Consider the following 14838-nt stretch of genomic DNA (forward strand, 5'->3'; position numbering starts at 1 on the left):
GTCTCGTCATCAATCCGGTTTGCGGCTGTTCGCAGGATTTTTCTCGCGCCCCCTCGCGGCCTGCCGCGAGAGGCGGCCGAGCGCCCCGCGGAGGTCGTCGACCATGGTCGCGAAGTCGCGTGTGAGCGCGTCCCTGCGGCCCACTAGCACATAATCATGATGGGGATGCATCGATACCGGATCGAGCCGCTTCACCAGTTCGCGAAGCCTGCGCTTGATCCGGTTGCGCTCGGTGGCGGTGCCGTTCTTTTTGGTAACGGTAAAGCCGATCCGGATCGGGCCGTCATCCTGGCGGGCGCGTCCCTGCAGGACGAAGGCGCCGCTGTTCACCCGCGCGCCATTGGCAACGGCGAGGAAATCCGCCCGCTGCCTCAGCCGATCCATGATGAAATCCCAAAAGGGGGCCAGTCCGGCTCAGGCGCTCAGACGCTTGCGGCCGCGGGCGCGGCGGGCGGCCAAGACCTTGCGGCCGCCGGCAGTGGCGAGACGGGCACGGAAACCGTGACGGCGCTTGCGCACCAGTTTGCTGGGTTGATAAGTCCGCTTCACGGGTTGTTCTCCGCTGACCGGGCAATATGCCTGTAGAATTGAAGGGTACGTCCGGAAGATGCGGCCCAAAACGGGCCCGTTCCGGCCCAAAAGAGCCGCTCCCGGCGCGTGCCGGGTCATCGCGGACTATTCGGCGCGGCTTATAAGGGAGCGGTCCCTTTTCGTCAACGTCGCCTGATGCCCCAAATGCGGCGAATATCGCTGTTTCCGCGGGGTTTTTGACGGTTGAGGATGGCGACTCGGCCGTAGCCGGCCTACATCGGTAAAACCCGACATTAGCGATCCGTAATTTGACCGATTTCGGGGCAGACCGCATCTTGATTGACTTAGGCGAGTGAAGGCGAATTTCGTGGCAGCGACGGACCTTCAGCCTCTGCAAGACCAGCCGACCCCCGAGGAGCCGCGCGCCCGGGTGCCGCAACGGCTCGGCCTGTCCGGCAAGCTTCTGCTGCTCACCATTCCGCTGGTCATGATCGCGGCGATCCTGCTCTACGTGCCCGCGATCGCCAATTTCTGGGTCAACCGGCTGAACGACCGCGTCGCCGCGGCGAACACCGCCGCCCTCGTGCTCGACGCGGCACCGTCAGGCATGGTCCCGGATTCGCTGGCACGGCAGATCCTGCGAAGCATCAATGCACGGGCGGTCGCCATCAAGCTCGGCCAGCAGCGCCGGTTGCTCGCCAGCGCCGACCTGCCGGCGGCCATCGACCACGACATCGACCTGCGCGAGATGACGGCGTGGCAGGCCATCACCGGCTCGTTCCAGATGATGCTGGAGACCGGCAACCAGGCGATCCGGATCGTCGGCCCGTCGGTCGGCAGCGCGCAGTTCATCGAGGTCGTCACCGATGAATTGCCGCTGCGGCAGGCGATGTACCGCTTCTCGCGCAACGTCGTGGTGGTGGCGCTGTTCATTGCGGTCCTGACCGCGGGCCTGGTCTACCTAGCGCTGCATTATTTGTTCGTGCGGCCGATGCGGCGGCTCACCGCGAGCCTGGTCGGCTTCCACGAAAACCCGGAAAGTTCGGCGCGGATCATCGTGCCGAGCCAGCGCGGCGACGAGATCGGGGTCGCCGAGCGCGAGCTGTCCGACATGCAGCGCGACCTGATGTCGATGCTGAATCAGAAGAGCCGCCTTGCCGCGCTCGGCCTCGCCGTCTCCAAGATCAACCATGATCTGCGCAACCTGCTGGCGTCGGCGCAATTGCTGTCAGACCAGCTTGCGAGTGTGCCCGATCCGCGCGTGCAGCGCTTTGCGCCAAAACTGGTGCGATCGCTGGAGCGCGCCATCGCCTTCTGCCAGTCGACCCTGTCCTATGGCCGTGCCCAGGAGGCCGCCCCCGACCGCCGCCTGATCCCGATCGAGCCCGTGGTGCTGGAGGTGCGCGAGACCGCGGGCCTTGGCACCGATGCCTCGATCGCCTGGGTCGCGGCGATCGAGCGCGGGCTGTCGGTCGACGCCGATCCGGACCAGCTGTTCCGCGTGCTGCTCAACCTCGTGCGCAACGCCGCGCAGGCGCTGGAGAGCCATTCGTCCGGCGATGGCGGCGTGCAGCAGATCCGCATCACGGGAAAGCGCGAGGGCGCGGTCGCGATCATCGAGGTCTCCGACACCGGGCCCGGCGTGCCAGAAAAGACCCGCCAACACCTGTTCGAGGCGTTCCAGACCTCCGGCCGCCCCGGCGGCAGCGGGCTGGGCCTCGCCATTGCGGCCGAGCTGATCCGCGCCCATGGCGGCGACATCCACCTCGTCGAAGGCACCATCGGCGCCACCTTCCGGATTGTCATCCCCGACCGCCCCGTGGAACTCTTGACCATCCGCAACGAGCGGGCGCGGGCGTAGCCGTTCAGTCATTCCGGGGCTCGCGACGTTGTCGCGCCGCGAAATGACGATGCGGAGGCCAAAATGGCCCAAAAACCCCCATCCCGGACCTTGCCAACCGGGACGAGAGCGGTTAGTCAGAGCGCTCTTTCGAGAACCCTTCCGGCCTCGTCCGGAGGATGCGTGCGGGCGAGCCCCGCCAACGCCGTTCGCGAAACACGCGCCCGTAGCTCAGCTGGATAGAGCATCAGACTACGAATCTGAGGGTCGGACGTTCGAATCGTTCCGGGCGCGCCATTCTTCGACGCCGGTCAGAACAAGGCAGCATCTGGTCGCCAGATTGGGCCGAGATCGCGGATCGACCGCGCCCAATGAGGAACCGGATGAAGATATCGCAGGCATTCAAGTTCGAAGCGGCGCATCGGCTGCCGAACGTGCCCGAGACGCATCGATGCAGCCGACTGCATGGTCATTCCTACCGCGTCGAGGTGCAACTGGACGGACCGGTGGACCCGCGCACGGGCTTCGTCGTGGATTTCTTCGACATTGAAAAATGTTTCGCCGACATCATCGACGCATTGGACCACCGATGCCTCAATGAGGTCGAGGGGCTCGAGAATCCGACCGCCGAGAATATCGCGGTCTGGATCTGGGACCGCGTGAAGCCTGATCTCGCGCAGCTCTCGGCTGTTCGGGTCTATGAGACTGCGGACTGCTGGGCCGAATATCAGGGGCGGTGACGCCCGCCGCACGCCGCGCCTTTGCTCCCGCACGACCAGATCAGGACGCGACCGCTGCCGGGGTGGCCCAATGGCTCCTGACGAAGTCGCGGATGTGCTCCGGCACGGGCATGGTGTCGATGTCGCAACGCGTCTGGATTTCTTCCGCAAGCTCTCTCGACACATCCTTCGACCAATGACCCTTCGGATCGAAGGCGACGATGCGGACGGGGTCGTTGAAACGACCGGCGATCAGGTTCGCGATGACGGTTTCGATATCGGTCCGCTCGACCTCAGTTTTCCGGTCGGCTTTGCCGGGCCGTCCGGCAATATTGTCGACGATCAGATAGACGATTCGATCCGCCGCATCCTGATGAGCCGCGCGTGCGGCCATCGACGTCAATCCATTTCCAGCCATACGCGTCTCCATTGCAATAGAGCCGGTAATTTGTCCGGACGGGACCAGCCTGAATTGATCAAGCGCAACGCTATGTACCCGGGTCACTACGGTCGCGCATCAGGACCAAAGTACGATCAAGACCAAAGTCGGATGACGCGCGGATAGTGCTTTGTAAGATCGGATCCGGCCATACGAGGGCAAGGAAGCGGCAATCGTGCACGCGACGGCCCCGGCGAACCGGAAGGGATGCGATGCATGTTCGTGACCGTCGTTGCAATTCTCTGCCACTTGGGTGCCGCCGCTGCGGGCGATTGCGTCGAGGAGATCGTGACCGACAGCAACATGACGCCCGACATCACGTTTCAAGAGTGCCTGAAAGGGGCGCAGGCACCGCTTGCGAAGTGGATGGGTGACCATCCGCTGTATCATTCCAATTGGCGGATCGATCGCTACAAATGCGTGCCGGGTCACTATGAGATCAAGGGTCGCGCTTAGCAGAAGCGTCATGACGCTCCGTCAGGAGAGCTCCGACACTTCCCCATCCGGCAGCTCGAACTCAAAGGCGTTCAGCGTCATCGACACCATCGTGTAGTAGCCGCAGAGGCCGATGATCTCGACCACGCCGCGCTCGCCGAGCAGCTTGACGGCTTCGTCGTAGAGACCCTTCGCAAGACCATGCCCCTCGTGCAGCGATCTTGCGACGTCGTAGATCATCCTGCCCTTGGGATCGTCGAACTCAGGCGTGCGGCGCTCGCGGATCGCGTCGATGATCTCCGGCTTCATGCCGCCTTCCAGCGCCAGGCGCTTGTGCGCGTACCATTCGTAATGCGCGCTCCAGTGCCGCGCCGTCACCAGGATCGCGATCTCGGACAGCTTTGCCGGAAAGATCGTGTTGAAGCGCAAGACCTCTCCGAGGCGCGTGGCGTGGCGGGCCATCTCGGGGCTGTTGAGCCAGGCCATCATCGGCGCCGGCGGCTTGCCGCGTTTTCCGGCAATCGACTCGTCATAGGTCTGCTTCTGGTCCGCGCTCATTTCGCCAGGCGAAAGTAACTTCAGGCGCATTCTCGTTTCCTCTTTATTTTCAAGCCTCGCCGTGAACGACTATAGCGGAATGCCGTCCGGCGCGCTTAGCCGTGCCGCATGGAAGATGGTTGAATTCCGCAGTGCGATGGCTCAGAGTCATCAGCAACAAATCGATCTGCTTGATGGAAACGACCCATGACCGATTCTGAGACGTCTGCGGCTGAATCAGCCGAGCTCGAAAAATTCCGTGGCGAGACACGCGCCTGGCTCGAGGCCAATTGCCCGCCGGAGATGCGCAAGCCTGCGAGCTCTGACACCGACGTGTTCTGGGGCGGACGTAACGCCAAATTTTCGTCCGAGCCGCAGCGCGTCTGGTTCGAGCGCATGCGCGACAAGGGCTGGACCGTGCCGGACTGGCCGAAGGAATATGGCGGTGGGGGCCTGAGCCCGGCCGAGCACAAGGTGCTGCGATCAGAGATGGGAAGAATCGGCGCACGGCCGCCGCTGTCGAGCTTTGGCATCTGGATGCTCGGGCCCGCGCTGCTGAAGTATGGCAACGAGGCGCAGAAGAAGGAGCACCTGCCGAAAATCGCGGCGGGCCTGATCCGCTGGTGCCAGGGCTATTCCGAGCCCAACGCCGGCTCCGACCTCGCCTCGCTGCAGACGCGCGCCGAGAGCGACGGCGATGATTTCGTCATCACGGGCCAGAAGATCTGGACCTCCTACGCGAACTACGCCGACTGGATTTTTTGCCTGGTGCGCACGGATCCGGCTGCGAAAAAGCACGACGGCATCAGCTTCATCCTGTTCGACATGACCTCGAAGGGCGTGACGACCAAGCCGATCCTTCTGATCTCCGGCTACTCGCCGTTCTGCGAAACCTTCTTCGACAATGTCCGCGTGCCGAAGTCGCATGTGGTCGGGACCGTCAATCGCGGCTGGGACGTCGCAAAATATCTGCTCCAGCACGAACGCGCGATGATCTCGGGCATGGGCGAGCGCGGCGTCGGCCGGCCGCTCGGCCAGATCGCGGCCGACTCGATCGGCACCGACGGGCAGGGGCGTCTCGACGATTCGATGCTGCGCGGGAAGATCGCGAGCTTTGAGGTCGATGAAGCGGCGCTTGCCGCGTGTGCCGAACGCGCAGTCGATCTCGCCAAGGCGGGGCAGGCGCATCCGGCGTTCTCCTCGGCGATGAAATATTACGGCACCGAGCTCAACAAGCGCCGCTACGAGATTTTGATGTCCGCCGGCGGCGTCGACGCGCTGGAATGGGAGAGCGAGCGTTCCAGGCAAGGCGCCCGTCCGCGCGCCTGGCTACGCACCAAGGCCAACTCGATCGAGGGCGGCACGTCAGAGGTGATGCTCGGCATCGTCGCCAAGCGCATCCTCGATCTGCCGGGGGCGTGAAGCCTTCCGTCGTTCCGGGGCGCGTCGAAGACGCGAACCCGGAACCTCGAGATTCCGGGTTCGCGCTATCGCGCGCCCCGGAATGACATCAACAAATTCCGCTAGACGCTAGAGATACACATGGCCCTCGTCCTCACCGAAGAACAATCGATGCTCCGCGACAGCGCGCGCGGGCTGATCAGCGACAAGGCGCCGGTGTCGCATCTGCGCCATTTGCGCGACTCCAAAGACCCGACAGGGTTCTCCAAGGAACTCTGGCAGTCCTTTGCCGAGATGGGCTTTGCCGGCCTGTTGGTGCCGGAAGAATTTGGCGGCAGCGGTCTCGGCTTCGTCGATGCCGGCGTCGTCATGGAGGAGATCGGCCGCACGCTGATGCCCTCGCCCTTCCTGGCGACCAGCGTGGTTGCGACCTCGGCGCTCGCGCGTGGCGGCAACGCCGCGCAGAAGTCGGAGTACCTGCCAAAAGTCTCCAGCGGCTCGCTGCTGGCGACGCTCGCGATCGACGAAGGTGCCAAACATCGCCCGCTGCAGACGAGCCTGCAGGCCGTCCGCTCCGGCAACGGTTTCAAGCTCTCCGGCGCCAAGGCGCTGGTCGTCGACGGTCACGTCGCCGATCTCCTGATTGTCGCCGCGCGCACCGCCGGTGTTGCCGGCGAGCGCGAGGGGTTGACGCTGTTCCTGGTCAATCCCAAGGCCAGGGGCATCGCCACCGAGCGCACCATCATGGTCGACGCGCACAATGCGGCGCGCATCGAGTTCGCCAATGTCGAGGTCAATGCCGACAGCGTGCTCGGCGAAGTCGACCAGGCGGCCAGCCTGCTTGACGGCGTGCTCGATATCGGCCGCGGCGCGGTGGCCTCCGAGATGGTGGGCCTCAGCGAGGAGGTGTTCGGCCGCACCGTCGACTACCTGAAGAGCCGCAAGCAGTTCGGCAAGCTGATCGGCGAATTCCAGGCGCTGCAGCACCGTGCCGCGGAGCTCTATGTCGACATCGAGATCACCCGCGCCGCCGTGATGAAGGCGCTCCAGGCGCTCGATGCCGACGTGGCGAAGGCCGGCGCAGCCATCGCCGTCGCCAAGGCGCGCGCCGGCACCACCGCGACGCGCGCGGTGCAGGAAGGCGTGCAGATGCACGGCGGCATGGGCATGACCGACCAGTTCGACATCGGCTTCTTCATGAAGCGCGCCCGGGTCTGCGAGGAGCTGTTCGGCGACGCGAACTATCACGCCGAGCAACTGGCGCGGGCGAAGGGGTATTGAGGCGAGGCGTAGCCACTAGGCACGCCGTCATGGCCGGGCTTGTCCCGGCCATCCACGCGCTTCCGCGTACGCCGTGCAAAGACGTGGATGCCCGGGACAAGCCCGGGCATGACGACTGTGAGTGTGGCGCGATCCTGTACCCACATGTCATTGCGAGCGCAGCGAAGCAATCAAGAATTTTTCCGCGGAAAGATTCTGGATTGATTCGTCGCTACCGCCTTCGCTCTTCGAGCAAAGGCGTGCGCTTCTCGCAATGACGAGGGGAGAGGCCTTTACCGCATCGGCGGCGCGTACTGCACGCCGCCGGCGTTCCAGAGCTGGTTCATGCCGCGCGGGATCTTCAGCTTGGACTTTTCGCCGATATTGCGGTCGTACATCTCGCCGTAATTGCCGACGTGGCGGATGACGCGCACGACCCAGTCCTTGGTCAGCCCGAGCTGCTCGCCGTAATTGCCTTCGGTGCCGACCAGCCGCATCACCTCCGGCTTCTTCGACTTCAAGGCTTCGTCGATATTCTCCGAGGAGACGCCGAGCTCTTCGGCGTTGATCATCGCATAGAGCGTCCATTTCACGATCATCATCCAGTCGTCGTCGCGCTGGCGCACCACGGGAGCGAGCGGTTCCTTGGAGATCATGTCTGGCAGGATCATGTGGTCGCCGGGCTTGGAGAGATTGAGCCGCAGCGCGTAGAGCTGAGAGACATCGGCAGAAAGCGTGTCGCACTTGCCGGTGTCGTAGGCCTTCACCACGTCGTCCAGCTTGTCGAACTTCACCTCTTCATACTTCATGTTGTTGGCACGGAAGTAGTCGGCGACATTGAGCAGCGTCGTGGTGCCAGCCTGAACGCAGACCTTGCTGCCGGTGAGGTCGAGCGAGGTCTCCTTGTTGCGCGCGCGCGGCAGCATGAAGCCTGCACCGTCATAGTAGGCGACCGCGGGGAAATAGAGATCGTAGTCGAGCTCGCGCGCCATGCTCCAGGTGGAGTTGCGCGAGAGGATGTCGACCTTGCGGCTCTGCAATTCCTTGAAGCGCTCGCTGGCGTCGAGCGCGACGAATTTCGCCTTGTTGGGATCGTTGAAGATCGCGGCTGCCACGGCGCGGCAGAAGTCGACGTCAAAGCCGGTCCAGTTGCCCTTGTCGTCGGGAATCGAGAAGCCCGGCAGGCCCTTGTTGACGCCGCACAACACCTCGCCGCGGCGGACCGTCCGCTTCAGCGTGCGGGTATCGTAGAATTCATAGATGACGGCGAGTGCGCCGACCAGCACGGCGACCGCGAGCCCGATCAGCAGGCCGCCTCGAAAAGTGCGCATGATGTCTCTCTCGATTGAATCGGGAAAAGGAAATTGAGCGGAAAACGGAGGGGCTTACAGTTCGGGCTTCTGCCGGATGACCACCTTGGTCCCGACCGGAACGCGATCGTAGAGATCGGCCACGTCGCGGTTGACGAGCCGGAAGCAGCCCGACGACACCTTGGTGCCGATCGTGTCGGGGCGGTTGGTGCCATGGATGCGGTAGACGGTGGTGCCGAGATACATGGCGCGCGCGCCGAGCGGATTGCCGGGGCCGCCGGCCATGAAGCGCGGCAGATAGGGCTGACGCTGGATCATCTCCGGCGGCGGCGTCCAGTCCGGCCATTCCTTCTTCTGGGTGATGTTCACCAGCCCCTGCCACTGAAAGCCGTCGCGGCCGACACCGATGCCGTAGCGGATCGCGCGTCCGCCGGGCTGGACCAGATAGAGGTGCCGTTCGGCCGTCGAGACGATGATGGTGCCGGGCGCTTCGGTGGTGCGGAAATAGACGACCTGCTTCTGCCATTCCGGATCGAGCTCGTAGCCGTCATCGGCAATCAGGCCGGGCTCGTCGCCGCGGTCAGGCTGCTGCGCCTGAGCGTGCGGGGTCGACAGGGCCAGCCCGATCGCGGCGATGAAAATCCCGGTCAGGCGACGAAAATCCGTCATGCAAAGCTCTCCCCGCTACCAAAGCGCAAATCAAGTCGGACGCATCAAAACTCAGGGGCAAGTTCATGGCAAGTTTTGGGCGCCCTGGCCGATATGTCACGAGAATGCTTTGGTTTTTTGACATGGGTCAATGCCATGATCAGGGCGGATGGCGCGAAAAGCCGTGATCTTCAACCCTGCCGGGGGCGGAGGCCTGTCAAATCTGGTTGTTCTCCGGCGCAATGGCCAGGCGGCGGACGATCTCGGTGCCGACCGCCCGGGCCTCGAGCCTCGACCCGATGCGGGGGCTGCGAAATCGCCGTCCAGACTGCAATCTGATCTGGACCAGGCAGTGCTCATCCTCGGATCGACCGCGGCGCTCGACACTGATCGTCTTCACGTCGCGCCCCTCGATATGGTCCGCGCGCGGGCTGCCGTCGCCCCAGAGGCGTTCAATGCGGATGTCGCCCTGGCGGATGATCCAGAAGGCGCCGGTGGCGCGGTTGGCCAGTCTGTAGACCGCGAATGCGGCGATCGCGCCAACCGGCAGCAGCGTAATGTCGAGCCAGCCGGGCGATAGCCCACGCCAGAGCTTGTAGGCGTAGGGAACGGCGCAGAGCACTGCGGCGATCGCGGCAACGATCCAGATATCCCGGCTGGGGAACGGCTCGATGGGCTCGCCGAGATGCATCTCCGGATTGCTGGCATCGACCGGATTGGCGGGAGCCTCGACATCGGGAACGTCGAACTGTGCAGCGATCCGCGCCACCGTTTCGCGCACATGGGTGACGTCGGACATCGGCGGGGACGTCAGGTTTTCGCCTGAGGCCAGCGTGAAGGTGAGCTGGAAGCGGGCTTTTGCGGACCGGCTGCCCGAGACCTGCAACGCCGTGATCTCGTCCTTTGGAATGACCCGGCTGTGGAGCCGGCCGAAGGGGCGCTGTTGCCCGATCAAAATCTCGGTCGGCGTGATGATCCACACCACCGCCGGTGCAAACATGACGCCGGCGATGAGCCCCGCGCCCACGAGAAGCGCGACCACCGAGATGATCACTTCCATTGTATCGTGCGTGAACAGGCCGGGCGTGAAGCAGAGGGCGACGCCTGCCGCAAAGCCGGCCTTGATCAGCCGCTGCGCGATCGAGGAGCCTTCACGAAGGCGGATGTCGTTGCTGGTGGGCGCGTCGTCCATTGCGGGCGGCTGTTGCAGTCGCCGCGAAGCTCCACGGACGGGTCCGTGGAGTCAAGCCACAAGCGCGAGACCCGGGCCGGGATGAAGGGGACTCATTGGCGGACTTTTTCCGGGGCGATCGCCAGCCTTCGGACGATTTCAGCTGCCACTGCGCGAGTTTCGTCCAGCGTCCCAACGTCTGGGCTGCGGAGCTTCTGGCCGCTGACGAGGTCGATCTTCACCACGTAGCGGGTGTCATCGGAATGGCCGTACTCGAGCTCTATTGCTTGAACGTCGCGGCCCGCGATCGTTTCCACATACGGCTTGCCCTCACGGGACAATCGTTCCACGCGAATCTCATTGTGGCCAACGACCCAGAAAGTGCCGGCAAGGCGATATGCGTATCGAAAGAAGACGAAAGCCACGATGGGGCCGACGATCGAGAACATGATCTCGCCGGTTGCAAGGGGCAGGTCGTTCCAGAACTTGTATGCGTATGGAATGGTGCACAGGCTTGCGATGATCAGCGTCTTGATTTGGATATCGTGGCCGACAGCCGGTCTGACTGGTTCGCCGAGGTATATCTCCGCATTGGTTGCATCAAGGGGGTTCGCGGGCGGTACGATATCGGGGACCCCAAGCTGTTCGGCGATGTGCGCCGTGGTTTCGTGGATGTGCGTGACCTCGGGAAACGGCGGCGAGATCAAACAATCCCTGAAATCAGATGAAGAGAGAGATGGAATCTCGTTGCATTGGCCTTGTCACGATCGACGTGAATTCCCGAAATGTCCTCTCGTCTGATGAAGCGGTGGTTGGGCCGGCCGAATGGCCGCGTCTTTTCGATGGCGACCCCATCCCGGGTGATGGTCCAGAGCACGTCGGCGCCGAAGCCCGCATGACAGAGCATGAGAGTCCCTATCACGAGAGCTATCAACGTTGCGATGTCTTGCGCATGTCCGCTCGCGGCCCATGTCGCGAGACCACCAACAGAAATGAGCAGTACCACGTCCGCACAGATCGCTAGGATCAAGCGCTCTCGACGAGACAGCCTCTTGTGGAGGCGAACTTCGTCCTCGGTTGTTGCGTCGTTCATTAAGGGTACGAGACTCCCCGGCCGCGGAGGAACCTCCATTAACGGCTCAGGCGAGTCAAGCAGAACGACGTGTCCGGCAGACGAAGCAACCTAAGGCTTAGGTAACGACCTTAGCTGCTGGCGTTGAGCAGGCGCGCCACCGTGCGCTCGATCTCGTCATAGCGGCCCTCGCCGGCGTGCTGGAACACGATCTTGCCGGACTGGTCGACGATGTACTGCGCCGGCCAATATTGGTTGCGATAGGCGTTCCAGGTCTGGGAATCGTTGTCCTGCGCGACCGGATAGGTGATGCCGTGGCGCTTCAGCGCCGCCTGCACATTGCCGGCCGAGCGTTCGAACGGAAATTCCGGCGTATGCACGCCGACCACGACCAGGCCGCGGTCTTTGTACTTCTCGTGGAGCGCGGTCACATGCTGCAGCGTGTTGACGCAGTTGACGCAGCCATAGGTCCAGAAATCGACCAGCACGACCTTGCCGCGCAGGTCCGCAATGTTGAGCGGCTTTGAGTTGAACCAGTTGGTGATGCCCGTGAAATTCGGTGCGGTGTCCTGGGGCGCGGCGGCGACGGTGATCGGTTTTGCGGGCGAGGCCTCGTCACAGATGCCGGGGATGACGGCGCCGGTCAGGGCGAGGCCGATCAGCGAAGCGGATACGGCGAGCAGTTTGATGGTCATGGGCGTTACTCCGGTGAGATGAGGGGTCAAAGGCCGATCTGGCCGGTGGGGTAGAATCCGGTGAGCCACGCCACGATCAGCGTGTCGTACTGGAAGTAGGAGGCGATCGCGAAGCCGATCACGACGATTCCAAAGGCCTGCTGCAGGCGCGGCGCGAAGCGCGCCATGCGGCGTACGCGCGTGGTCGCCGCCTGTCCGCCATAGGCGATCGCGAGCATCGGCAGTGCGGCGCCGATCGCGTAGGCGATCAGCAGCGTGCCGGCCCAGGCGGCGTTCTTCGAGGTCGCAACCAGCGTCAGGATCGAGCCGAGCACGGGACCGGCGCAGGGCGTCCAGACCAGGCCGAGCGTGGTGCCGAGCACGAGCCCGCCGAGCGCGCCTTCGTTCGAGCCCGCGCTTGCAGCGCCGAGATCGAGCCATCCATTGAGCCGGATCGACAGCCATTCGAACGGCGCCGGCCACAGCATCAGCAGGCCGAAGCCGAGCAGGAGAATAGAAGCGGCCGAGCGCAGCATATTGGGATCGAAGTCGAACAGGCGCGTGATCGCGCCGAGCAGCAGTGCGGTCGCAGAGAACGAGACGACGAAGCCGAGCGCGATCATCGCTGGCCGCAAATATCCGGCACGGCCGATCGATGCGCCCAGGAGGATCGGCAGCACCGGCAAGGTGCAGGGCGCGGCAATGGTGAGGATGCCGGCAAGGACAGCGAAGATCAGGTCGAGCATCGGGCCTCGCGTGAAGGGGGTCACGAGGATGCTTCGAACCGAAGGCTCCGGGCGTTACGGGTCGTCACGCCTTCGTGACGGAGATGCGACCTTGCTAGAGGTCGTCATGCCCGGGACAAGCCCGGCCATGACGACGTGGAGGCGCCGGCGGGCCCAACGGCTGGCGGCCCGAGCCAAAATACAAAACGACCCGGAGGGGGGCATCCCGTCCGGGTCGCTGGAGGTCCTTGGGAGGTTTAACAAAACCGTATGTGATCTTTATAAGGAGGAAGTTTTTCCGCCTGATGTTGTGCTTTGTTTCAATTGTTTCGTCGGCGGTAACGCTTTCGTGTGCGGGACAGGGTCGAAATTAGGGTCCTATCCCATTGAAATCCTTAGGTTAGGCGGCGAAGCGGTCGACGCCGGCACCCTTAAGCAAATCGGCGAGCTGCTTGCGGGCGTAGAACATCCGGGTCTTCACCGTCGACTGCGGGATCCCGATGATCTGGCCGACCTCTTCCACCGACTTCTCGTGGTAGTAGACGAGGTTGATGATCTCGCGATGGGCAGGCGACAGCTTGGCCACGCAGGCGCGCAGGATCGCGCTGGTGTCGCTGCGGTCGAGCGAGGTTTCCGGCGTATCGGCCCCATCGGGGATCGCGCGGACGTCTTCCTGATCGATGTCCTCGAAGCGGCGCTGGCGCATCGCGGTGAGCGCCTTGAAGCGGGCGATCGAGAGCAGCCAGGTCGAAACCTGCGAGCGGCCCTGGAATTGGCTGGCGGTCCGCCACACATCCAGGAACACCTGGCTGACCAGGTCTTCCGCTGTCGTGGCGTCGCGCACGATGCGCAGGATGAAGCGGTAAACCCGCACATTATGACGGCAGTAAAGGATGTGCATGGACGTCCGGTTACCGTCCGCAATGCTTTCGAGAAGCATGTCGTCCGAGGTCGCCTGAGCGGCGATGATGCTCTGGCTGGCTTGGGCGTTAAGGGCGATGACGTTCGGCATGACAGGCTCCCAGTGGCGCCGCGACCGGCGGCGTTCGTGAGCCAAAGTGTTAATCAGCCAACGTTTCGGGACGTCTGCACGACAAGCGAAAAATGGTTTCGTGCGCAGCCAAATTGTTTCGTCGCAGGCGGGCGGACGAAACATTCGGGGCAAAAAAGCCAATTATTTCAATGTACGGTAATTACGGGGTAGGGAGGTTTGGGGGGCTGAGGAACGAATTGGTGCCTCTTGCGTTTGGCCGCCTCCAATCGTCGTCCCGGATCGGCGCGCCGCTGCACGGCGCTTGTCCGGGACGACCTCGGGGAGGCAGTAGCCCTACGCCTTCTCGCCCGCCGGCGAGAACAGATAGCCGCCGCCTCTGATAGTGCGGATCACGGCGGGTTTGGTCGGATCCGGCTCGATCTTGCGGCGAATGCGCATGATGCGCAGGTCGACGGCGCGGTCGAACGCCTCGGCGTCGCGCGCATTGGCCAGTTCCAGCAGGCGTTCGCGCGACAGCACGCGCTTCGGATTGGCCGCGAACACTTTGAGCAGCCCGAACTCGGACGCGGTCAGCGGATGCTCATTGCCCTCGTCGTCGCGCAGCGCCTGGGCTTCGAGGTCGAGCCATTTGGTGCCGAAGCGCACCAGCTGATCCTTGTCCGACTTTGCGGGCGCGGCTTCTGCTGCTGCCGCTTTCACCGGCGCGCTCCGCCGCAGCACCGAGCGGATGCGCGCCATCAGCTCGCGCAATTCGCAGGGCTTTGCCACGTAGTCGTCGGCGCCGAGCTCGAGTCCGACGACGCGGTCGATCGGGCTCGCGGTCGCCGTCAGCATGATCACGGGAACGTTGATGCGGCTCTTGAGATCGCGGATGATCGAAAGCCCGTCCTCTTCCGGCATGTTGAGATCGAGCACGACGAGATCGGGCATGCCGCCTTCGATGGCGGTGCGCAGGCTCTTGCCGCCGTCGCACAGCGTCACGGTGAATCCGTGCATCTTGAGGTAGTCGCCGACCATTTCCCGGGCCGGAGCCTCGTCGTCGACGATCATGATGTGCTGGCTTTGGGTCATGTCACTTGGAT

Annotated in this window: 18 protein-coding genes and 1 tRNA gene; 6 read left to right on the top strand and 13 right to left on the bottom strand. The window is 63.6% G+C overall.

Annotated features, from left to right (window positions below; genetic code table 11):
* Nucleotides 1-9: 9 nt before the first annotated feature.
* Both rnpA and rpmH read right to left on the bottom strand, forming a co-directional pair.
* Nucleotides 10-384, bottom strand: coding sequence for a ribonuclease P protein component (gene rnpA, locus JQ632_RS09100; RefSeq protein WP_212401963.1), 375 nt, complete (start codon nucleotides 382-384; stop codon nucleotides 10-12).
* A 30-nt stretch (nucleotides 385-414) separates the two neighbouring features.
* A complete protein-coding gene (gene rpmH / locus JQ632_RS09105; RefSeq protein ID WP_008542748.1) occupies nucleotides 415-549 on the bottom strand; it encodes a 50S ribosomal protein L34 in 135 nt (44 codons plus the stop codon).
* Between the two features lie 349 nt (nucleotides 550-898).
* Here rpmH and JQ632_RS09110 point away from each other — a divergent pair, with 349 nt between their 5' ends.
* The 3 genes from JQ632_RS09110 (at nucleotide 899) to queD (ending at nucleotide 3111) form a co-directional block, all read left to right on the top strand.
* Nucleotides 899-2392, top strand: a complete 1494-nt coding sequence (locus JQ632_RS09110) for an ATP-binding protein (RefSeq protein WP_212401964.1) — start codon at nucleotides 899-901, stop codon at nucleotides 2390-2392.
* Between the two features lie 199 nt (nucleotides 2393-2591).
* Nucleotides 2592-2668 (top strand) — tRNA-Arg (locus JQ632_RS09115).
* Nucleotides 2669-2754: 86 nt separating this feature from the next.
* Nucleotides 2755-3111 (top strand): 6-carboxytetrahydropterin synthase QueD, encoded by a 357-nt coding sequence (gene queD, locus JQ632_RS09120; RefSeq protein WP_212401965.1) that lies wholly within the window; start codon nucleotides 2755-2757, stop codon nucleotides 3109-3111.
* A 40-nt stretch (nucleotides 3112-3151) separates the two neighbouring features.
* Here queD and JQ632_RS09125 read toward each other — a convergent pair whose 3' ends face one another.
* A complete protein-coding gene (locus tag JQ632_RS09125) occupies nucleotides 3152-3484 on the bottom strand; it encodes a hypothetical protein (protein WP_212401966.1) in 333 nt (110 codons plus the stop codon).
* Nucleotides 3485-3745: 261 nt separating this feature from the next.
* On the opposite strand from JQ632_RS09125, the gene JQ632_RS09130 reads away from it, so the two are divergent.
* Nucleotides 3746-3985 carry a hypothetical protein gene (locus JQ632_RS09130; protein WP_212401967.1) on the top strand — a complete coding sequence of 80 codons (240 nt, stop codon included), beginning with the start codon at nucleotides 3746-3748 and terminating at the stop codon, nucleotides 3983-3985.
* A 21-nt stretch (nucleotides 3986-4006) separates the two neighbouring features.
* Here JQ632_RS09130 and JQ632_RS09135 read toward each other — a convergent pair whose 3' ends face one another.
* The gene (locus JQ632_RS09135) at nucleotides 4007-4552 is read right to left on the bottom strand and encodes a carboxymuconolactone decarboxylase family protein (RefSeq protein WP_212401968.1); all 546 of its coding nucleotides are present in this window, start codon (nucleotides 4550-4552) and stop codon (nucleotides 4007-4009) included.
* 156 nt (nucleotides 4553-4708) lie between these two features.
* On the opposite strand from JQ632_RS09135, the gene JQ632_RS09140 reads away from it, so the two are divergent.
* The gene (locus tag JQ632_RS09140) at nucleotides 4709-5923 is read left to right on the top strand and encodes an acyl-CoA dehydrogenase family protein (protein WP_212401969.1); all 1215 of its coding nucleotides are present in this window, start codon (nucleotides 4709-4711) and stop codon (nucleotides 5921-5923) included.
* 120 nt (nucleotides 5924-6043) lie between these two features.
* The gene (locus tag JQ632_RS09145; RefSeq protein WP_212401970.1) at nucleotides 6044-7183 is read left to right on the top strand and encodes an acyl-CoA dehydrogenase family protein; all 1140 of its coding nucleotides are present in this window, start codon (nucleotides 6044-6046) and stop codon (nucleotides 7181-7183) included.
* A gap of 272 nt (nucleotides 7184-7455) precedes the next feature.
* Here the strand turns inward: JQ632_RS09145 and JQ632_RS09150 are convergent, their stop codons facing one another.
* The 9 genes from JQ632_RS09150 to JQ632_RS09185 form a co-directional block, all read right to left on the bottom strand.
* On the bottom strand, nucleotides 7456-8493 hold the full coding sequence (locus JQ632_RS09150; protein WP_212401971.1) for an amino acid ABC transporter substrate-binding protein: 1038 nt from the start codon (nucleotides 8491-8493) through the stop codon (nucleotides 7456-7458).
* Nucleotides 8494-8547: 54 nt separating this feature from the next.
* On the bottom strand, nucleotides 8548-9141 hold the full coding sequence (locus JQ632_RS09155; protein ID WP_212401972.1) for a L,D-transpeptidase: 594 nt from the start codon (nucleotides 9139-9141) through the stop codon (nucleotides 8548-8550).
* Between the two features lie 196 nt (nucleotides 9142-9337).
* Nucleotides 9338-10312, bottom strand: coding sequence for a hypothetical protein (locus JQ632_RS09160; protein ID WP_212401973.1), 975 nt, complete (start codon nucleotides 10310-10312; stop codon nucleotides 9338-9340).
* Nucleotides 10313-10404: 92 nt separating this feature from the next.
* A complete protein-coding gene (locus JQ632_RS39380; protein WP_249151643.1) occupies nucleotides 10405-10998 on the bottom strand; it encodes a hypothetical protein in 594 nt (197 codons plus the stop codon).
* On the bottom strand, nucleotides 10995-11384 hold the full coding sequence (locus tag JQ632_RS39385) for a hypothetical protein (RefSeq protein ID WP_249151645.1): 390 nt from the start codon (nucleotides 11382-11384) through the stop codon (nucleotides 10995-10997). The genes JQ632_RS39380 and JQ632_RS39385 overlap by 4 nt, the downstream gene beginning before the upstream one ends.
* A 110-nt stretch (nucleotides 11385-11494) precedes the next feature.
* Nucleotides 11495-12058, bottom strand: a complete 564-nt coding sequence (locus JQ632_RS09170; protein ID WP_212401974.1) for a thioredoxin family protein — start codon at nucleotides 12056-12058, stop codon at nucleotides 11495-11497.
* A 26-nt stretch (nucleotides 12059-12084) separates the two neighbouring features.
* Nucleotides 12085-12783, bottom strand: a complete 699-nt coding sequence (locus JQ632_RS09175) for a cytochrome c biogenesis CcdA family protein (protein ID WP_212401975.1) — start codon at nucleotides 12781-12783, stop codon at nucleotides 12085-12087.
* A 379-nt stretch (nucleotides 12784-13162) separates the two neighbouring features.
* Complete coding sequence (locus tag JQ632_RS09180; protein WP_212401976.1) at nucleotides 13163-13774, bottom strand: sigma-70 family RNA polymerase sigma factor; 612 nt, start codon at nucleotides 13772-13774, stop codon at nucleotides 13163-13165.
* Nucleotides 13775-14089: 315 nt separating this feature from the next.
* The gene (locus JQ632_RS09185) at nucleotides 14090-14827 is read right to left on the bottom strand and encodes a response regulator (RefSeq protein WP_212401977.1); all 738 of its coding nucleotides are present in this window, start codon (nucleotides 14825-14827) and stop codon (nucleotides 14090-14092) included.
* Between the last annotated feature and the right edge of the window lie 11 nt (nucleotides 14828-14838).

It is taken from the genome of Bradyrhizobium liaoningense (assembly GCF_018130955.1).
Taxonomy (GTDB): Bacteria; Pseudomonadota; Alphaproteobacteria; order Rhizobiales; family Xanthobacteraceae; genus Bradyrhizobium; species Bradyrhizobium liaoningense_C.